The sequence below is a fragment of the Ruegeria sp. CDSB086 genome, from assembly GCF_059611065.1.
In genome coordinates this window covers 1-18,222 of sequence record NZ_JBXWOV010000007.1, presented here as the reverse complement: position 1 = coordinate 18,222, position 18,222 = coordinate 1, and the positions used below count along the sequence as shown (strand labels likewise).

17 protein-coding genes are annotated in these 18,222 nt (G+C 58.7%); 9 read left to right on the top strand and 8 right to left on the bottom strand.

Features of this window, described 5'->3' with window-relative positions; genetic code table 11:
- Nucleotides 1–93 precede the first annotated feature (93 nt).
- Nucleotides 94–1,053 (top strand): hydroxymethylbilane synthase, encoded by a 960-nt coding sequence (gene hemC, locus AC2FIO_RS15045; protein WP_496698635.1) that lies wholly within the window; start codon nucleotides 94–96, stop codon nucleotides 1,051–1,053.
- Nucleotides 1,054–1,282: 229 nt separating this feature from the next.
- Here the strand turns inward: hemC and AC2FIO_RS15040 are convergent, their stop codons facing one another.
- The 7 genes from AC2FIO_RS15040 to AC2FIO_RS15010 all read right to left on the bottom strand — a co-directional run bounded on the left by AC2FIO_RS15040 (nucleotide 1,283) and on the right by AC2FIO_RS15010 (nucleotide 9,248).
- On the bottom strand, nucleotides 1,283–2,560 hold the full coding sequence (locus AC2FIO_RS15040; RefSeq protein WP_496698633.1) for an aspartate aminotransferase family protein: 1,278 nt from the start codon (nucleotides 2,558–2,560) through the stop codon (nucleotides 1,283–1,285).
- A gap of 1 nt (nucleotide 2,561) precedes the next feature.
- Nucleotides 2,562–3,665: a mandelate racemase/muconate lactonizing enzyme family protein gene (locus AC2FIO_RS15035; RefSeq protein WP_496698631.1), complete on the bottom strand. Its 1,104-nt coding sequence runs from the start codon at nucleotides 3,663–3,665 to the stop codon at nucleotides 2,562–2,564.
- Nucleotides 3,662–4,768, bottom strand: coding sequence for a mandelate racemase/muconate lactonizing enzyme family protein (locus tag AC2FIO_RS15030; RefSeq protein ID WP_496698629.1), 1,107 nt, complete (start codon nucleotides 4,766–4,768; stop codon nucleotides 3,662–3,664). The genes AC2FIO_RS15035 and AC2FIO_RS15030 overlap by 4 nt, the downstream gene beginning before the upstream one ends.
- Nucleotides 4,765–5,049, bottom strand: coding sequence for a cupin domain-containing protein (locus tag AC2FIO_RS15025; RefSeq protein ID WP_496698627.1), 285 nt, complete (start codon nucleotides 5,047–5,049; stop codon nucleotides 4,765–4,767). Before AC2FIO_RS15025 ends, AC2FIO_RS15030 begins: the two co-directional genes overlap by 4 nt.
- A gap of 88 nt (nucleotides 5,050–5,137) precedes the next feature.
- The gene (locus AC2FIO_RS15020) at nucleotides 5,138–5,716 is read right to left on the bottom strand and encodes a dimethylsulfonioproprionate lyase family protein (RefSeq protein ID WP_496698625.1); all 579 of its coding nucleotides are present in this window, start codon (nucleotides 5,714–5,716) and stop codon (nucleotides 5,138–5,140) included.
- The gene (locus AC2FIO_RS15015; protein ID WP_496698623.1) at nucleotides 5,713–6,795 is read right to left on the bottom strand and encodes an alcohol dehydrogenase family protein; all 1,083 of its coding nucleotides are present in this window, start codon (nucleotides 6,793–6,795) and stop codon (nucleotides 5,713–5,715) included. The genes AC2FIO_RS15020 and AC2FIO_RS15015 overlap by 4 nt, the downstream gene beginning before the upstream one ends.
- Entirely contained in the window at nucleotides 6,795–9,248 is a 2,454-nt protein-coding gene (locus AC2FIO_RS15010; protein WP_496698621.1) for an FAD-dependent oxidoreductase, read from the bottom strand. The genes AC2FIO_RS15015 and AC2FIO_RS15010 overlap by 1 nt, the downstream gene beginning before the upstream one ends.
- Before the next feature lie 67 nt (nucleotides 9,249–9,315).
- On the opposite strand from AC2FIO_RS15010, the gene AC2FIO_RS15005 reads away from it, so the two are divergent.
- From AC2FIO_RS15005 to AC2FIO_RS14995, 3 genes are all read left to right on the top strand, one after another.
- Entirely contained in the window at nucleotides 9,316–10,203 is an 888-nt protein-coding gene (locus AC2FIO_RS15005; protein ID WP_472722768.1) for a MurR/RpiR family transcriptional regulator, read from the top strand.
- Nucleotides 10,200–11,288 (top strand): aromatic ring-hydroxylating oxygenase subunit alpha, encoded by a 1,089-nt coding sequence (locus tag AC2FIO_RS15000; RefSeq protein WP_496698619.1) that lies wholly within the window; start codon nucleotides 10,200–10,202, stop codon nucleotides 11,286–11,288. The genes AC2FIO_RS15005 and AC2FIO_RS15000 overlap by 4 nt, the downstream gene beginning before the upstream one ends.
- Before the next feature lie 120 nt (nucleotides 11,289–11,408).
- Nucleotides 11,409–11,792, top strand: coding sequence for a carboxymuconolactone decarboxylase family protein (locus tag AC2FIO_RS14995; protein WP_058273646.1), 384 nt, complete (start codon nucleotides 11,409–11,411; stop codon nucleotides 11,790–11,792).
- Between the two features lie 71 nt (nucleotides 11,793–11,863).
- Here AC2FIO_RS14995 and AC2FIO_RS14990 read toward each other — a convergent pair whose 3' ends face one another.
- Nucleotides 11,864–12,466 (bottom strand): helix-turn-helix domain-containing protein, encoded by a 603-nt coding sequence (locus tag AC2FIO_RS14990; RefSeq protein WP_496698616.1) that lies wholly within the window; start codon nucleotides 12,464–12,466, stop codon nucleotides 11,864–11,866.
- A 147-nt stretch (nucleotides 12,467–12,613) separates the two neighbouring features.
- Here AC2FIO_RS14990 and glyA point away from each other — a divergent pair, with 147 nt between their 5' ends.
- From glyA to AC2FIO_RS14965, 5 genes are all read left to right on the top strand, one after another.
- Nucleotides 12,614–13,867 (top strand): serine hydroxymethyltransferase, encoded by a 1,254-nt coding sequence (gene glyA, locus AC2FIO_RS14985; protein ID WP_108860661.1) that lies wholly within the window; start codon nucleotides 12,614–12,616, stop codon nucleotides 13,865–13,867.
- An 11-nt stretch (nucleotides 13,868–13,878) separates the two neighbouring features.
- Nucleotides 13,879–15,261, top strand: coding sequence for a dihydrolipoyl dehydrogenase (gene lpdA / locus AC2FIO_RS14980; RefSeq protein ID WP_496698613.1), 1,383 nt, complete (start codon nucleotides 13,879–13,881; stop codon nucleotides 15,259–15,261).
- A 14-nt stretch (nucleotides 15,262–15,275) separates the two neighbouring features.
- A complete protein-coding gene (gene lipA / locus AC2FIO_RS14975) occupies nucleotides 15,276–16,220 on the top strand; it encodes a lipoyl synthase (RefSeq protein ID WP_496698611.1) in 945 nt (314 codons plus the stop codon).
- A gap of 25 nt (nucleotides 16,221–16,245) precedes the next feature.
- Nucleotides 16,246–17,616 (top strand): alanine/glycine:cation symporter family protein, encoded by a 1,371-nt coding sequence (locus tag AC2FIO_RS14970; RefSeq protein ID WP_108860658.1) that lies wholly within the window; start codon nucleotides 16,246–16,248, stop codon nucleotides 17,614–17,616.
- A gap of 78 nt (nucleotides 17,617–17,694) precedes the next feature.
- The gene (locus AC2FIO_RS14965) at nucleotides 17,695–18,117 is read left to right on the top strand and encodes a universal stress protein (protein ID WP_282169884.1); all 423 of its coding nucleotides are present in this window, start codon (nucleotides 17,695–17,697) and stop codon (nucleotides 18,115–18,117) included.
- Nucleotides 18,118–18,222 lie beyond the last annotated feature (105 nt).

Genomic DNA, 18,222 nt, shown 5'->3' with positions numbered 1-18,222 from the left:
TCTGGTTTGCGGCAAACGGGTCTGCCTTCGGCGTCAATTTGTCAAGGTCTGCCCCCATTGTCAGGGCAATGTGACGCGACTAAAGCTGTGCACATGACACTGACCCTGCCAACCCCCGCATCACCGCTCAAAATCGGCACTCGTGGCTCACCGCTGGCGCTGGCGCAAGCTTATGAAACCCGTGAGCGACTGGGCAAAGCCTTTGATCTGCCCGAAGGCGCGTTTGAGATTGTGGTGATCAAGACCACCGGTGACAACCGCGCCATGATTGATGCGGACCGCCCGCTGAAAGAGATTGGCAACAAGGGCCTGTTCACCAAGGAAATCGAAGAGGCGATGCTGCGCGGAGATATCGACATCGCGGTGCATTCAACCAAGGACATGCCGGTTGAACAGCCAAAAGGTCTGGTCCTGGACACGTTTCTGCCGCGCGAAGATGTGCGCGACGCCTTTATCTCACCCAGCCTGAGCTCGATCCGTGACCTCGCGCAGGGTGCAGTTGTGGGCACCTCATCGCTGCGGCGGCGGGCACAATTGTTGAACCGTCGCCCGGACCTGAACGTGGTCGAGTTTCGGGGCAATGTTCAAACGCGCCTCAAGAAGCTGGCAGATGGTGTGGCCGATTGCACGTTTCTGGCCATGGCCGGCATCCGGCGTCTAAATATGGAGGAGGTTCCCGCAACCGCCATCGCCGTCGAAGATATGCTGCCCGCCATCGCCCAAGGCACGATCGGCATCGAACGCCGTGGCGATGATTCCCGTGCGACCGAAATGCTCGAGGCCGTCCACCATGCTGAGACCGCGCAGCGATTGGCAGCAGAACGCGCGTTGCTGGCCGCTTTGGACGGCTCTTGCGAAACGCCGATCGCGGGTTTGGCAGAAATAAAAGGTGATCAACTACGCCTGCGCGGTGAGGTTTTGCGCCCCGACGGGTCCGAATCCATATACGAGGACACCACTGGGTCGGTCGCAGATGGCCCGGAAATAGGTCGCGCCATGGCAGAATCCCTGCTGAAACAGGCAGGCCCAGGCTTTTTTGATTGGAAAAAATAAAAAAGTTTATGAAAAGTGAACTACTTCACTGAGACAGCACCGTCGATGGTGCATAAAGTATTCATACCGGTTGTGAAGTCGGGTCGGTCTCGAAATAGTCGAAAGTTTTTTTAGTCCGTTCTCTTTTAAGTGGTATTCGAGGGGGCGAGACCAGACCCTGAAATCCAACCAGTTAGGGCCGCTGTCAGAAATGACAGCGGCCCGCTTAATTTTATGACCTTTTTGACCCTCAGGCTGCGCTGATCGCCTGAACCGCTTTCTCAACGGCCATCCGCGTCTGATCCAGATCTGCTTGGGTCACAGCCAGAGACGGATAGAGTTTGCCGGGGGCTTTGAAAATCCCGTGTGCGCGCAGCGAATCGTTGTAGACAGCGTTTCGTCGGGGGTCGTCATGTTTGGCGCTGCGGTAATCACGACAGTCCGTATCGGTGAAATAGATGTCGAATAGGGTTTCGTCCCCGCAGATCTGATGCGGAATGCCAGCCCCGGTCAGAGCATCCATCTGCATCTGCTGAAGCTCGGCGCCGATTTCACGCAGATGGTCATACATGCCGTCGCGCCGCAAAACCTCCATTGTCTTCAACCCGGCAGCCGAAGCGACGGGGTTACCCGACAGCGTGCCCAACTGCATCAGCCAGCCTTCCTCGCCAACTTTCGCTTTGTCGAAATGCTGCATGATCTCAGCGCTTGCGCCCAGCGCGGCCAAAGGGAAGCCGCCGCCGATGATTTTGCCCAAGGTGCAGATGTCGGGCGTCACGCCATATTTCTCTTGCGCACCGCCATATGCCAAACGGAATCCGGTGACGATTTCATCGAAAATCAGCAGAACATTGTGCTTGTCGCAAAGATCGCGCAACCCCTGAAGGTATCCGGGTGCCGGAGGGACAATTCGTTGCAACGGCTCAACCATGATCGCGGCAACGTCATCATGCTCGGCCAGTAGATTGGCCACCGCATCAAGATCATTGAAGGGCGCGATCAGCATCTGCTCGGCCACGCTGTCCGGAATGCCCGCGCTGTCCGGGACAGCTTGGGGGAAGTTGACGTGGCGGCTGGGGGCCAGACTCATCTGTGCCTCGGCGCTCATCCCGTGATAACCGCCTTCGAATTTCAGGATCTTGCTACGGCCAGTATAGGCACGGGCCAGACGAATGGCGTACATATCAGCCTCCCCCCCCGCAGCGACAAAGCGGACCTGCTCGCAACACGGCACCGCGTCAACGATGGCCTCGGCCAGTTCGATGCCCCGGGCGTTGTTGGCAAAGAAAGTCATACCCTTGGGCAGCTGTTCCAGCACGGCTTCTATGACTTCGGGGTGACCATGGCCTAGCAACATCGGGCCCGAACCGATCAGGTAGTCCACATATTCGTTGCCATCCTCATCCCAGACATGGCTGCCCTCACCGCGCGCGATGATGATACCGGGATCGAAATTACCAAACCCACCGGCGGGCAGTACCTCATTCGCGCGAGCGATCCATTCGGATTGGGTGTTGATTTTCAGCATCTCAAACGATCTCCAAAATTGGCGGACCAAGAACCTCTGGGTCTGGCACAACACCTAACCCCGGCCCGTCGGGCGGGGCAATCCGGCCGTTTTCACGGTTTGGTGCGTCGGGGCAAATGCGAGGCGCCACATAAGATGACAGGTCACATGTATTCATCAGTGACCCGTGCGGGGTCGAGGCCGCAAAATGCAGCGACGCTGCGGTGACTAAATCCGAGCCCCAGGTACATTCGGCACAAATCTCAGCCCCGAAATGCACGGTCAGATCACGCGCCCGGCGCATGGCCGACAACCCGCCGAACTTCGAAAGCTTGAGCGCAACAGCATCCATGCAGCCCAACTCATGCGCGCGCCGTAGTGATGCCAGATCATGGGCATTCTCGTCGATCTTCATAGGTAAGCCAGTGGCCTGTCGAACCGCCGCACAGTCCTCAAGTGTTTTGCAGGGCTGTTCCAGCATCACATCCAAGTGGGCCACCGCCCTGCCCGTTCGCGTAGCTTGCAAGCGTGAAGCACCGCAGTTCCAGTCGCCATAAACCAGAGGCCCCGGTCCCACGGCCTCACGCACTTTGGTCAAACGCTCGGCGTCGGCCTGCCAGTCGCCTTCGACCCCTAGCTTGACCTGAAACTGGCGAATGCCGGTCTGGTAAGCCGTCTTGGCGATCCGCGCCATATCATCCGGCGCGACGCAGGTGATCGAGTGATAAAGCGGCATGTCCTTCCGCGTCCGCCCACCCAGCAGCGCATAGACCGGTTGACCCGTCGCTTGCCCGAACAAATCCCAAAGCGCGATGTCGACGAGAGACTTGGCATAGAGATGCCCCTGCAGGAACCCGTCCAGCTTTCTCATCGGCGCATCTACCCCGAAAGGGGACATGCCCAGAATCTCGCGGCCCATCTCTGTCACTGCGCCCGGCACTCCGCCTGCAAACGCTGGCAGGTAATGCGGGATCGGGCAGACCTCGCCCCAACCCCTCAAGCCTGTATCTGTCTCAAGGCACAGGATATGAGAGGTCACGGTCGCGCAGGTCTTACCCTCAGCCATGTGATAGATCTCATGACTCGTCAGATCGACGGCCCAGAGCGTTATTCTGATGATCCTCAATGATAAACTCCGACGGGATCGCCCAACGCAACTTCGTCAGGGTGCACACCAAGTCCCGGCGTTTTCGGCAAATGCAGGTGGCCGTCGATATTGCGGGGGCCTCGCCCACCAGCGACATCGACGGTGATCATATCCTGGCACGCCCAGACCGCGTGACAATTATCGTCCGGAATGGTGGCCGCCAGATGCAGCGCCTCAGTATCGGCCAGAACCGAACCACCGGTGGCCATCACGAACATGTCGATTCCATGCGCCAACGCGATGTCCCGCATCCGTGCCGCCTTGGTCAGGCCACCGACACGGTTCAGCTTTATTCCGAACACCTCAGCCAACCCTTCGCGGGCAATGCGGGCGGCGTCTTGCAGGGTCACAAGACTTTCATCCACCGAAACGGGTGAGGCATGGCGGCCCGAGATCGCGGCGATATCGTCCAGCGACTCGCAGGGCTGTTCAAACATCACGTTCAGGTCCTCACAGGCGCTCATCACCCGCAGGGCCTGCTGCCGGGTCCAGCCGCGGTTGACGTCATAAAGGACGATCTCGCCGGGGCGTCGGATGCTTTCGACATCGCGGACGCGCGCAATGTCGCGTTCTACATCCCCACCGATTTTAACCGAATGCGCAACGTAGCCGCGGCTGCGATAGCGCTCCATCACTTCGCGCGTTTCTTCGACGGTCTTCGCACCTACCGACGAGGCAATCGGGCGCGGCGTGCGAGACCCGCCGCCCATCAGATCGGCAATTGGCAGACCGGCGGCCTGACCCGCAATATCCCAGCAAGCCATATCAATGGGGCTTTTGGCATAGAGGTGGCCTGGCAGAGCGATATCCATCGCCCGTTCGACATCCAGCACCCGACGCGGATCAAGGCCCAGAATGAACGGTGCCATCGTCTGAATTCCGGCGCGAATACCCGGACCGTGGGCTGGAACATATGTGTGGCCCCACGGGGTACCCTCGCCCCAACCGGTCAGATCTGAATCGGTTTCGATCTTTACAATCGTTGCGTCGAGCGTTTCAAACTTCAACCGCCCACCAGACAGCCAATACGGATGCTCAAGCGGTAGGTCGACATGGTAGACTGAAAGACGAGTGATTTTCATTTCAGTTCCACTTCAACAAAGGTCATCGGCGCGTCCCCGGCATTGATCACGTTGTGTTCGACACCCTCGTCGCGGCGATAAGTTACTCCCGCAGCAACCGTTACTTCTTTGACCGAACCATCGGGCAGTTCCAGCCGCATATGGCAATCGGTTATGGCGGTGATGACGTAGTCCATTGCGTGGCGATGCCATCCCGTTTCGGCCCCCGGTGCAAAGTCAAACCGCGTCACACGCACGCGGGCGTCATCAATCATCTGAGTGGCTTCGGCTTGCGGTCTCATAGACGGAACTCCTCAATCGGCGCACTGGGCCATTTCGCAACACAGGCATGCCCACATTGGGATGGCCAGATAGGTATCGGATTGGTTTTCATGCCGCATCCATTTGTGGCAAGTCGTTCAATCCTTGTCCTCGCCAAAGAACGAAAGCCAGAATTGGCTCGTCGGTTGTTGTCATGGCGTGGCTTTGCCAGCTTCGGTGATGTCGTGTCTGGTTAGGGCTGACGTAAGTCTCGTCTTCTTCGACGCGGAACATCGCCCCGCCGCCCACGATCAGATAGAGTTCTTCGGCCTGATGGCTGTGCCAATCGTAATTCAGGCCCGCCCCCCAGTAGGCGACATAGCCCCGCATTTGGGTCGAATGGAAATGCCCGGTCGGGCCGAATAGCTCGTAATAGCCATAACGACTAAGGAAATCGGCTCCGACCTCTTCCTCAGTATAGGTGTGTTTCCACAGCGCCAGATGTGCGGTTGCCCTGATCGCGTCTGAAAGGGATCGCGTTGCATCCCCGGTCCGGAAACCGGTCCGCTGAATCAGTTCAACGGCAGGGATTTGGTTTGGCTCCTGATCCGTTGGCGTCAGGTCATCAGGCCAGGCTCCGAATTCTGAAAGCTCAGGATGTGATTGATGCAACTGTCGGGCAGCTTCGAGAACGTCGCCCATCGTCATGGGATCACCACGATGTTGCCGGTGTGCTGCTTGGCAATGAATGCGGCCTGTGCCTCGCGCAACTCTTCCAGGGGATAGGTCGCGGCCAGGGCGGGCTTGATCTCACCGGCCTCGATATACTGAACGATGTTACGCATCACCTGCGGATCAATCACGGTAGAGCCGGTGAACGTCAGGTCACGCAAGTAGAACGTGCGCAGATCGAATTCGACCATGGGCCCGGCTATCGCGCCCGAGCAGGTGTACCGCCCGCCGCGCTCCAGAACGTCGATCAGGTTTGGCCAGTAGGGACCACCAACCACATCGGCCACAACGGTGACCTTTTCATCGCCAAGCGCCGCGCGCAGATTTTCCGGGGCACGAGACAAGATTTTGTCGGCACCCAGTTCGGCAACGTCTGCGTGTTTTGCGTCCGACGCCATCGCGATCACCCGTGCACCCCGGCGTTTGGCAAGTTGCACCAAGGCACCGCCAACCCCGCCCGAGGCTCCGGGCACCAGAACCGTGTCAGTGTCAGTAACATTTGCGCGGGTCAGCATGCCTTCGGCAGTCGAATAGGAACACGAGAACGTGGCCAGTTCGGCATCCGACAGGTCGGACCGGATCGGCACCGCGTTAACCGCCAAGGTCGTGGCGTATTCGGCGAATCCACCGTCCCGTTCCGAACCGAAATAGCCGGTTTTGTCCTTATTACCCGGATCAGACGGGTCGCGCAGCCAGCCATCGGTGATAACGCGTTGACCGATCAGCCCGGGATCGACACCGCCACCCACGGCGACGATTTCCCCGCAGATATCAGCCCCTTGGATTCGGGGAAAGGTGATGGGCGCGCCGCCCCATGTCGGATCCTCGTCACTGACTTCCTCGAACGCGCTGCCCGTCGTCGCATCGGTCACGGTTTTTGAGTACCAGCCGGACCGCGTATTGACGTCCGTGTTGTTTAGCCCGCAGGCAGCGACTTTGATCAACACCTCGCCGGCCGCGGGTTCCGGGCGCGGCCAGTTTTTGTGAAGCACCATTTGTTCCAAGCCGCCATGGCCCATCGTGACCATGGCCTTCATTTTGTCAGGCAAGCTCATTATGCAGTCTCCAGAATAGCGTCGGTGCGGGGCAGCAGGCTTTGCGGATCATAAGCAGGTTCGCCCAGAACACGGGCCGCGCGGGGCTGGCCGTGGATGACGACCTCCAATTCGATGCCGGGGTCGGAAGCCTCGGGCTTGATGTACGCAAAGGCCAGGATCTTGCCGACCGTGTGCCCATAGACGACCGAGGCTGTTGAACCCACGACACGTCCATCCAGCATCACCGCTTCTCCACCGTGGCCGTCAATTTCACCATCCGGCTCGATCTGCAGATACGCGCAGACCCACGGCAAGTCAGTGTTCAGGGTTTTGTCTTTGCCCAGATACTCTTTGTCCGAGCGCGCAAAGCGCAGCACATCAGCCTCGGCCAGCGTGACTTCGTTGGTCAGTTCGCTCGCGCCTTTGAAGCCCTTCTCCATCCGCATCACGTTCATGGCAAAGCTGCCATAGTCGGTGATGCCGTGCGGCTCACCCGCAGCCCAAAGCGCATTGTAGACATCGAGGCAGGCGGCATTGGGCATGTGCAGCTCCCACCCTAACTCACCGGCATAGGACATGCGGAAGGCCCATACTTTGTGACCCGCGACGGTGATTTCTTGTGCCGACAACCAGCGAAAGCCAGCATTGGTCAGATCGGCATCTGCACACTGTCCCAGCACGTCACGCGCCCTCGGACCGTTCAACGACAGGGCGGACCAATTGGTGGACAGCGCGGTTATCTGAACATCCTCGTCCGCGCGCTGTTGTGTCAGATGATCCAGCAGACGCTGCTCAAAGAAGGCAGCGCAGACCAGATAGAACCGATCCTCAGCCATTCGGACAATCGTGGTCTCCAACTCGATCCGGCCACGGCGGTTCAGCATATGCGTCAGAGTGATCGAGCCAACCTTTTGCGGCATCCGGTTAGCGATCAGCCGGTCCAACAGCGCGTAGGCTTCAGGGCCCGAGACTTCGACCTTGGTGAAGGCGGTCACGTCCATGATGCCCACGCGTTCGCGCACCGCTTTGACCTCAGCCGCGACCATGTGATCCGCAGGGGTCCGGCGGAAGGAGTAGTGATCGCGCTGCTCGACCTCATCCCGCGCGAACCAACGGGGGCGCTCAAAGCCATAAACCTCTTCATGTACAGCACCCTTGGAATTCAACAGATCATAGAGAGGCGACGGCTTGATCGGACGCCCTTCCAAACGGTTGAAATGCGGGAACGGGATCTCGTGGCGCAGGCAGTAGTCTTCCTCAGCCTTGATCACCTGCCAATCCTTGGTCGCATAGCTGCCGAACCTGCGTGGATCGAACTCACGCATCGAGATATCGGACGCGCCATGCACCATCCAGCGTGCCAACTCGCGGGTCAGACCCGGCCCCCAGCCGATGCCGATCTGCGTCCCGCAACAACACCAATAGTTCCGCACACCCGGCGCCGGCCCGATCAAAGGGTTGCCATCGGGCGGATGCGAAATCGCCCCATGCACATCGCGCTGAATGCCCAACTCGGCAAAGATCGGCATCCGGTTCAGACTTTCCTCAAGCCACGGCATCACCCGGTCGTAATCCGCGTCGAACAACCAGTTCTCGTATTCCCACGGGCAATGATCATGCCAGACCGAGTTCGGGTTCTCTTTCTCGTAAATCCCGATCAGGCCGCGCTGCTGCTCCATCCGGATATAGCCTGAGACTTTGCGGTCATCGCGGATCACCGGCAGTTCCTTATCCAGGTTCTGGAACTCCGGCACCGGCTCGGTCACGAAGTAATGGTGGGTCATCGAAGTCATGGGCAGTTGCAGCCCAGACCACTCACCCATCTGCCGGGCATAGGTGCCGCCCGCATTCACCACATGCTCACAGGTGATGGTGCCCTGTTCGGTCTCAATCACCCACTCACCGTTGTCGGCCTGCGTGATGTTGGTGGCGCGGCAATTGCGGAAAATGCGCACGCCCTTCTGACGCGCCCCAGTTGCCATCGCCATGGTGACGTTGGTCGGGTCCACATGCCCATCATCTGGCGTGTATAGCGCACCCAATACGCCGTCGAGATTGTAGAACGGGTGCAGTTCCGCCACCTTTTCAGGTCCGACCAATTCAATGTTGAAACCCAGCGACCGGCCCACCGACAGCGTATGCCGCAGCCAGTCCATCTCATCCTGGGTATAGGCCAACCGAAACGAGCCGCAGCCATGCCATGTCACCGGCTGGCCGGTCTCAGCCTCCAGCAGGCCGGAATACAAACCGATGTTGTAGTCGACGCATTTACCCAACCCAAAACTGGACGTCGAATGCGTGATCTGCCCAGCGGCGTGCCAAGTGCTGCCACTGGTCAGCTCGGCCTTTTCAAGCAGGACCGTGTCGTCGCCCCAGCCTTCGTGCGCCAGATGATAGGCCAGACCGACCCCCATGACGCCGCCACCGACAATCACCACGCGGGAATGGGACGGCAGATTCTTCTCGGACATGATTTTTCCTCTCCCGAGTCGCGTTTCTGCTCGACAGGCTAATTCCACAAATGTACCATCGTCAATCATGAATGACACAAATGTATCATCGATCGTTCTGGAACGCTTGTCCGAAGAATGGGACGCCCTGACGCCCGAGGCGCAGAAGGCCGCACGCTACGTGCTGGAAAACCCAACGGATGTTGGGGTTTCAACCGTGCGCGAGATTGCCGAGGCCGCCAGAGTAAAACCGAACACCTTCGTGCGGATGGCCCAGCAGGTGGGGTTCGAAGGCTACGAAGATTTCCGCGCCCCGTTCCGGGATGCGATCCGGCAGGGACGTGTGTCATTTCCCGACCGAGCCCGCTGGCTGCAGGACATCGGCAAGTCGGGGGAACTGGGCGGCCTCTATGCCGATATGATCGGCGCCGCGATCCGCAATATCGAAGAAACCTTTGCCGGGATCGACGCCGCAAACCTGAAGGCCGCCGCTGAGGACATCTGGAACTGCCGCCAGATTTTCACGCTGGGCGTTGGCGTCAACAACTCAAACGCGCGCAATTTTACCTATCTGGCCTCAACCGGCATGAAGCAGTTTCACGCCATCCCGCGTCCCGGTTCCACTCCGGTGGATGATCTGGCATGGGCGGATGAGCAAGACGTACTGATCGCGATCACCTGCCATCCCTACCGCACTGAAGTCATCGACGCTATCAAACTGGCGCGGCAACAGGGAATGACCGTCATTGGCATTTCCGACAGCCCGGCCAGCCCAGTGATCCTAAATGCACAGCACGGTTTTGTCGTTGCCGCTGACACACCACAGTTCTTTCCGTCCTCGGTTTCGACCATCGCCTTGCTGGAAACGCTGCTGTCCTTTGTGATCGCCGTTTCCAGCGATGAGATCGTCGAGCGGGTGGAACGATTTCACCAACGCCGCCACCAGCTTGGCCTCTACGCGGAGGAACCCGAATGAACGCACCTCTGACACATTCACTGGACGCGCGGTATTATACCGACCCCGCGATTTTCGCACAGGAGATGCAGGGGCTTCTGGCCCGCACATGGCAATTCGCCGGGCATGTGGCGCAGGTTCGGGAATCGGGCGATTACTTTGCTTTTGAAATCGCCGGGCAAAACCTGTTCTGCATTCGGGGCCGAGACGGCGAAATTCGCACGTTCTATAACGTGTGCCAGCATCGCGCACATGAGATGGTAACAGGCGCAGGCAACACCCGCGTCGTGGTCTGCCCCTATCACGCGTGGACCTATGAGCTGTCAGGCCAATTACGCGCTGGACCCAACATCAAGTCCGTTCCGGGTTTTGATCGCAGCGCCATCTGCCTGACCTCGGTTCGGACCGAGGTATTCAACGGATTCATCTTCGTCAATCTCGACGACAACGCCGCCTCGATGGATGAATGGTACCCCGGCGTGCGCGAGGAAATCCGCGCGTTCGTTCCGCATATCGACGATCTGGAACCGCTGGAATGGGTCGAGATTCCGGAAAACTGCAACTGGAAGGTCAGTATCGAGAATTACTCGGAGTGTTATCACTGCCCGACCAACCACCCGACTTTTGCCGAAGGAGTGGTCAAACCTGAGACCTACGACATCCAGCCCGATGTAGGCGGCGGTTACGTGCTGCGTCATACGACCGAATGCCAAAGCCTCGACAAGATGACCTACCCGATCGACCTGTCGGTGCCACATGCGGGCGACTATCAGTCATGGTTCTTGTGGCCGATGTTCTCGTTCCAATGCTATCCTGGCAATGTGCTGAACACCTATCATTGGCGCGCGGTCGATGCCGACCACTGCACCGTCTGGCGCGGCTGGTACACCGAAGGTGGATCCGAAAGCGCGGTGATCCGACAACTGGCCGTGCAGGACCGGGAGACCACAGTCGAGGAAGACATCCATCTGGTTGAAAGCGTCCATCGCGGCCTGAAATCCCGCGGGTATCGCCCCGGTCCGCTCGTGCTGGACCCCAGTTGTGGGGTGATGTCAGAACACTCAATTGCCCGGTTGCAACAATGGATGCGCGAGGCGGTGGAATAATCTGCGCGCGCCCAAAAGTGACCTGCAGGATCGGATCGGACGGGTACAGTTCAAAACGAACCCACATTATGATCGCATTTACGAACACCGCGCAAAGCGATGAAGAACCGGAGACCATAGATGGCTGATATTTTCGACGAAGACCTGTTCCTGAAAGGCCTGGAGCAGCGCAAGAACACGCTTGGTGCGGAATATGTGGAAAAGAACCTGGCGGCGGCCGATGACTTTACCCGCCCGTTTCAAGAGGCTATGACAGCTTGGTGCTGGGGGTTTGGCTGGGGCGATGACGTGATCGATGCCAAGACGCGGTCAATGATGAACTTGTCCATGATCGGCGCGTTGGGCAAAATGCATGAATGGGAAATTCACTGCAAAGGCGCGATCAACAACGGCGTCTCGCCCGAGGAAATCCGAGCCATCATCCACGTGATTGGCATCTACTGTGGCGTCCCGCAAGCGCTGGAGTGTTTCCGCGTTGCCCGCAAGGTACTGGGCCACACCTGACCCAGTGACCGCCTTATCCTACAAAAAAGCGGCCGCTGGGGCCGCTTTTATTCATGCCTTGTGCGTCGCGCTTATTCGAGTGACACCCACAGCACTTTCGCGTCTTCCTCACTGGTTGAAATACACCCGTGTCCCATTCCGCTGTCATAATAGAGCGAGTCACCGGCCTTCATCGGCAGGGGGCGATAATGCTCTGATACAAAGATCAGTTCGCCACTGATGACATACATGAACTCTTCACCCGTATGCCGGATCCAGTTTTCGAACTCTGACAGGTCGCGGGCTTTGATTGTCGCGATATAGGGCAGCATCCGCTTGCTGGTCAGCTCGGGACACAGCAGTTCGTGCAAATAGGTCGGTGTGCTTTTTATCTCGCCTTCACCTTTCGGCGTAAAGTCGCGCCTTCCCGAAATCCCCGATTGCCCGGACTGCAGAAACAGCTGCGGCGTGCTCATATCCAGCGCCTGTGTCAACCTGCGCACGATGTCGAAACTTGGCCGCGTCTGGTTGTTCTCGATCTTCGACAGGGTGGACCGACCGATTCCCGCCGCGCGTCCGGCTTCCTCCAAAGTCCAGCCTTTTGCACGTCGTGCATCGCGGATGGAACGCCCCAGAACCTCACCTTCGTCCTGATCTTCCGGTGAGGAAACATCACTGCGAGTCTCGTCGCCCATAAATATCTCCCTGTTTTACCGGAGGTTACAGAATTCCCTCAAACCACACAACTTCACAAATGTGAGATATATGTTGCTTTAGCTGCACGAATTCCACTATAGGAAACAAAATTTCGTACTGAGGATTCGGTGCCTGAGGAGGAAACCATGTTCAAAACGTCGCTTACCGAAGCAGATCCGGTTGTCGCTGCGTCAATTGCGCGAGAAGGCAAACGTCAGGCTGAACAGATCGAATTGATCGCGTCCGAGAATATTGTCTCGCAAGCTGTGATCGACGCGCAAGGGTCAGTCCTGACCAACAAATACGCCGAAGGGTACCCTGGCCGTCGCTACTATGGCGGCTGCGAATTTGTAGACGAAGTTGAATCCGAGGCCATCGACCGTCTGAAACAGTTGTTCGGCTGCGAATACGCCAACGTTCAACCCCATTCGGGCGCGCAGGCAAACGGCGCTGTTAAATTGGCCCTGCTCAGCCCCGGCGACACAATCCTGGGCATGTCACTGGATGCGGGTGGCCACCTGACGCACGGTGCCAAACCAGCACAATCCGGCAAGTGGTTCCGCCCGGTTCAGTACGGCCTGACCGATGCCGGTCTGATTGACTATGATCAGGTCGAAGAACTGGCGAAAGCCGAAAAGCCGCAACTGATCATCGCTGGCGCATCCGCCTATTCGCAAAAGATCGATTTCGCCCGCTTCCGCGCCATTGCGGATGAGGTCGGCGCTTGGCTGCTGGCGGATATGGCACATATCGCCGGTCTGGTCGCAACCGGGCTGCACCCCTCGCCTATCGGCCACGCGCATGTGGTTACCTCGACCACACATAAAACCCTGCGCGGTCCGCGCGGCGGGATCATTCTGACAAATGACGAGGCGCTGGCGAAAAAGATGAATTCGGCCGTATTCCCCGGCCTTCAGGGCGGCCCCCTGATGCATGTGATTGCCGGTAAGGCTGTCGCGTTTGGCGAGGCGCTAAAGCCCGAATTCAAGGACTACATGCAACGCGTTGTGGATAGCGCATCGGCGCTGGCAAACGTCATGATGGCGCGTGGATGTGACATCGTTTCGGGCGGCACGGAAAACCACCTGATGCTGGTCGATCTGCGCCCGCTGGGCGTGACCGGCAAAGACGCAGAAGCCGCGCTGGAGCGTGCCGGTTTCACCTGCAACAAGAACAGCGTGCCGGGCGATCCGCAAAAACCTACCGTGACCAGCGGTATCCGGCTGGGTACCGCAGCAGGCTGCAGCCGCGGGTTTGGACCGGAAGAGTTCAAACAGATCGGTCACCTGATCGGCGACGTGCTCGAGGCCTTGGCCCAATCCCCCGAGGGCGACGCGAAGATCGAAGCCGAAACCCGCGAAAAAGTCCGCGCACTCTGCGCCAGCCACCCGATCTACTGAAAGACCGTTCAATGAGTATCTACGACCTAATCGTCATCGGGGGCGGACCCGGCGGATATGTTGCAGCAATCCGCGCAGCACAACTGGGCATGAAAGTCGCCTGCGTTGAAGGCCGCGGTTCGCTTGGCGGAACCTGTCTGAATGTGGGGTGCATACCCTCCAAAGCGTTGCTGACCTCCTCGGCTAAGTATGCCGAGCTTGCACATCTCTCCTCCCATGGCATTGCTGTCGAGGGGGCCAGCATCGACCTGAGCTCGATGATGGGTCGCAAGGACAAGATCGTCGGCGATCTGACCAAGGGCATTGCGTTTCTGTTCAAGAAAAACGGCGTCGATCTGGTTGAGGGCTGGGCCAGTATCCCCTCTGACGGGCAGGTCAAAGTTGGCGACGATGTTTATGAAGCCAAAAACATCCTGATCGCCACCGGTTCCGAGCCAACCCCGCTAAACGGGATCGAGATTGACGAGCAGGATATCCTAAGCTCGACCGGAGCGATCGCGCTGGATGCTGTTCCCGAACATCTGGTGGTCGTCGGTGCTGGCGTGATCGGCCTGGAACTTGGACAGGTCTGGTCCCGATTGGGCGCGAAGGTCACGGTTGTTGAGTATCTTGACCGCATTCTGCCCGGAATCGACGGCGAGATAGCAAAACTCGCACAGCGCGCCCTGTCAAAGCGTGGCCTGAAGTTTCAGCTGGGGCGCGCACTGAAAACCATCGACAAAACCAACGTTGGGCTGACGCTGACATTGGACCGGGTCGGCAAAGACAAGGAAGAGGTGATCGAAGCCGACAAGGTTCTGATCGCTGTCGGACGCCGCCCCGTATCGCGCGGGCTTGGGTTGGAAGATCTGGGGATAGCCCTCGACCCGCGCGGCTTCATTCAGGTGGACACGTCGTTCCGCACCTCGGTTCCCGGCATCTATGCGATTGGCGACTGTGTCCCCGGCCCGATGCTTGCCCACAAAGCCGAAGAAGACGGCGTCGCCTGTGTCGAGATGCTGGCAGGTGAAGCCGGGCATGTGGACTACAATACCGTTCCTGGCGTTGTGTATACGGACCCCGAGGTCGCTTCGGTCGGTTTGACCGAGGAAGCGCTGAAAGAAGCCGGGTCCGAATACGCTGTCGGCAAGTTTGCCTTCATGGCCAACTCACGCGCGCGTTCGACTGGCGAGACAGACGGAGCCGTCAAAGTACTGGCCGACCCAAATGGCAAAATCCTGGGCGCGCATATCTGCGGCGCACATGGCGGTGACCTAATCGCCGAACTGGTTCTGGCCATGACCAAGGGCGCAACCGTCGCCGAAGTCGCCTCAACCTGTCATGCGCATCCGGCAATGGGCGAGGCCGTCAAGGAAGCCTGCCTGGACGCCATGGGCCGCGCAATTCACGCCTGAGAGGGAACAGCCAGATGACCATCCAGCTTCGCACCCGCCATCCGGAAAAAGCCAAAAAGGCTGACAGCGTCATCCCGCGAAAGCCCAAGTGGATTCGCAAGAAAAAGGTCGACGGGCCCGAATATTACGAGACCCGCCGCCTGATGCGCGACCACAATCTGACGACGGTTTGTGAAGAGGCTGCATGCCCCAACATCGGCGAATGCTGGTCCAAGCGCCACGCCACCATGATGATCATGGGCGAAGTCTGCACCCGCGGCTGTTCCTTCTGCAACGTCTCAACAGGACGCCCCAATGCACTGGACCTGTTCGAGCCGGGCCGTGTTGCTGCAGCGGTTATGAAACTAGGCTTGCGCCACGTAGTGATCACCTCGGTCGATCGCGATGATTTGGCAGACGGCGGGGCCGAGCATATCGCGCAAACCATCCGTGCCGTGCGTCATCAGAACCCCGGCACCACGGTCGAGGTGCTAACCCCCGATTTTCTGGGCAAAGGCGATGCGGCGGATGTGGTGTTCGATGCTGCCCCGGACGTGTTCAACCACAATCTGGAAACCGTTCCGCACCTGTACCCGACCGTTCGCCCCGGCGCACGCTACTATACTTCACTGCGACTTCTGGATGATGCCAAGCGCGCAAACCCAGAAGTCTTTACGAAATCCGGCTTGATGGTTGGCCTGGGCGAGAGCCTGAATGACGTGCGTCAGGTCATGGACGATCTGCGCGCGGCACAAGTCGATTTTCTAACCGTAGGTCAATACCTGCAGCCGACCCCAAAACACCATCCAATTGACCGGTTCTGGTCACCGGAGGAGTTCGCCCAACTGGAACAGATCGCAAGGTCCAAGGGCTTTTTGCATGTGTCGGCGACGCCGCTGACACGTTCCTCGTTCCACGCCGACGAAGATTTTGCCGCCCTCAAGCAGGCCCGCCAGCGGGCCATCGTCAACGGGGCATAAACCAAACGCAAATGGGAGGGAAACCATGGAAGCGTTAAATTCAATCGTAGGAGCCATCAATGGCGTCGTATGGGGGCCGCTGATGCTGGTCCTCATCCTTGGCGTCGGCTTCTTCCTGCAGGTCGGGCTGAAATTCATGCCGATCCTGAAAATCGGCACCGGCTTCAAGCTGCTGTTTGCTGGCCGCGAAGGCCAAGGTGATGGTCAGATCAGCCCGTTCAACGCGCTGATGACGTCGCTGTCGGCAACCATTGGTACCGGCAACATCGCCGGTGTGGCCACTGCTGTCTTCCTGGGCGGTCCGGGCGCTTTGTTCTGGATGTGGATGACCGCCCTGGTGGGCATGGCCACCAAATATGCCGAAGCTGTTCTGGCGGTTAAATACCGTGAAAAAGACGAGCTGGGCAATTTTGTCGGCGGCCCGATGTACTACATCAAAAACGGCCTCGGCGCGAAATGGGCCTGGCTGGGCGTTGCATTTGCCCTGTTCGGCGCAGTTGCAGCCTTTGGCATCGGAAACGGCGTGCAGGCCAACGGCGTGGCGCAGGTTCTGGAATCGAACTTCGGCGTGAACACTTCGGTCACCGGCGTTGTTCTGATGGTCCTGACCGCAGCCGTTATTCTGGGCGGCATCACCCGCATCGGTGCGGTTGCTGGTAAACTGGTTCCGGCCATGGCAATTGCATACATTGTTGCAGGCCTTTTGGTTCTAATCATCAATATCGGCGAGATCGGCAACGCGCTGTCACTGGTCTTCACCTACGCCTTCACGCCGTCCGCCGCCGAAGGTGGCTTTGCAGGTGCAGCCGTTTGGGCCGCCATCCGTTTTGGTGTGGCACGTGGTGTGTTCTCGAACGAAGCCGGTCTGGGTTCGGCTCCGATTGCTCACGCGGCAGCCGAGACCAAAGGTCCGGTCAACCAGGGCCTGATCGCGATGCTGGGTACGTTCATCGACACAATCATCGTGTGCTCGATCACCGGTTTGGCGATCATCTCCACAGGTGCATGGACCTCCGGTGAATCCGGTGCGGCCTTGACCTCGCTGGCATTCGCCACGTCGCTGCCGGGTGGCGGTGCTCTGATCGCAATCGCTCTGTCGATCTTCGCCTTCACAACCATCCTCGGCTGGTCGTTCTACGGCGAAAAATGCGTCGAGTTCCTTCTGGGTGTTAAATCCCTGATGCCGTACCGCGTTCTGTGGATTGTCGCGATCTACTTCGGCGCAACCGCGGATCTGGGCTTTGTCTGGCTGCTGGCGGATACGCTGAACGCCATGATGGCCATTCCGAACCTGATCGCACTGGCCCTTCTGAGCCCGATCGTCTTCAAACTGACGAAAGAGTTCTTTGCCTCGGGCGGCAAATCCGAAGAGCCGGGCGGCACGCCTGCCGAATAATCCGGCCCTGAAGAATACGGGGGGCCATTCCGGCCCCCCGCCTTTGAAATAGAATTCCATATCTCGAGGAGAGACGTGATGGCCACGAAAATCCTGCTGCCTATTGACCATACCGACGACCGCTCGTGGAAACTGGCCCTGCCGGTCGCACTGGAACAGGCGAAGTTCTACGGTGCCGAACTGCATGCGGTTGCCGTCATCCCAGAGATCATCCAATTACCGAACCTGCCTGCCAACTACGGCGCTGGTGCCAAAGACCACGTGCGCAATGCGGTTCAGGCCATACTGGATCACGGCAACGCCTCTGACGTGCAAGTGCATATCGAAGAAGGCAGCGTCTACCGCGAAATCCTGAAGCTGGCCTACAAGGACGGCTTTGATCTGATCGTCATGGCGTCAACCAAAGGCGATTTCCCGAATTATGAGATTGGCCCAAACCTGGCCCGTGTCGTGCGCAACGCGCATTGCACCGTCATGGTCGTTCGTGACCAGTCTCGCTGATCGAAAGGCTAGAGATATGACCGAATTAAAACGCACCCCATTGCATTCTTTGCACGTTGAGTTGGGGGGTAAGTTGGTTGATTTTGCTGGGTGGGAGATGCCTGT

Bases quoted from the DNA above. Each gene is read 5' to 3' on its own strand.
- AC2FIO_RS15020 (WP_496698625.1), bottom strand. From the start codon at position 5,716: ATGACGATGGGCGACGTTCTCGAAGCTGCCCGACAGTTGCATCAATCA.
- AC2FIO_RS14965 (WP_282169884.1), top strand. From the start codon at position 17,695: ATGGCCACGAAAATCCTGCTGCCTATTGACCATACCGACGACCGCTCG.
- lpdA (WP_496698613.1), top strand. From the start codon at position 13,879: ATGAGTATCTACGACCTAATCGTCATCGGGGGCGGACCCGGCGGATAT.
- AC2FIO_RS14990 (WP_496698616.1), bottom strand. From the start codon at position 12,466: ATGGGCGACGAGACTCGCAGTGATGTTTCCTCACCGGAAGATCAGGAC.
- AC2FIO_RS14970 (WP_108860658.1), top strand. From the start codon at position 16,246: ATGGAAGCGTTAAATTCAATCGTAGGAGCCATCAATGGCGTCGTATGG.
- AC2FIO_RS15010 (WP_496698621.1), bottom strand. From the start codon at position 9,248: ATGTCCGAGAAGAATCTGCCGTCCCATTCCCGCGTGGTGATTGTCGGT.
- glyA (WP_108860661.1), top strand. From the start codon at position 12,614: ATGTTCAAAACGTCGCTTACCGAAGCAGATCCGGTTGTCGCTGCGTCA.
- AC2FIO_RS15030 (WP_496698629.1), bottom strand. From the start codon at position 4,768: ATGAAAATCACTCGTCTTTCAGTCTACCATGTCGACCTACCGCTTGAG.
- lipA (WP_496698611.1), top strand. From the start codon at position 15,276: ATGACCATCCAGCTTCGCACCCGCCATCCGGAAAAAGCCAAAAAGGCT.
- hemC (WP_496698635.1), top strand. From the start codon at position 94: ATGACACTGACCCTGCCAACCCCCGCATCACCGCTCAAAATCGGCACT.
- AC2FIO_RS15040 (WP_496698633.1), bottom strand. From the start codon at position 2,560: ATGCTGAAAATCAACACCCAATCCGAATGGATCGCTCGCGCGAATGAG.
- AC2FIO_RS14995 (WP_058273646.1), top strand. From the start codon at position 11,409: ATGGCTGATATTTTCGACGAAGACCTGTTCCTGAAAGGCCTGGAGCAG.
- AC2FIO_RS15000 (WP_496698619.1), top strand. From the start codon at position 10,200: ATGAACGCACCTCTGACACATTCACTGGACGCGCGGTATTATACCGAC.
- AC2FIO_RS15025 (WP_496698627.1), bottom strand. From the start codon at position 5,049: ATGAGACCGCAAGCCGAAGCCACTCAGATGATTGATGACGCCCGCGTG.
- AC2FIO_RS15005 (WP_472722768.1), top strand. From the start codon at position 9,316: ATGAATGACACAAATGTATCATCGATCGTTCTGGAACGCTTGTCCGAA.
- AC2FIO_RS15015 (WP_496698623.1), bottom strand. From the start codon at position 6,795: ATGAGCTTGCCTGACAAAATGAAGGCCATGGTCACGATGGGCCATGGC.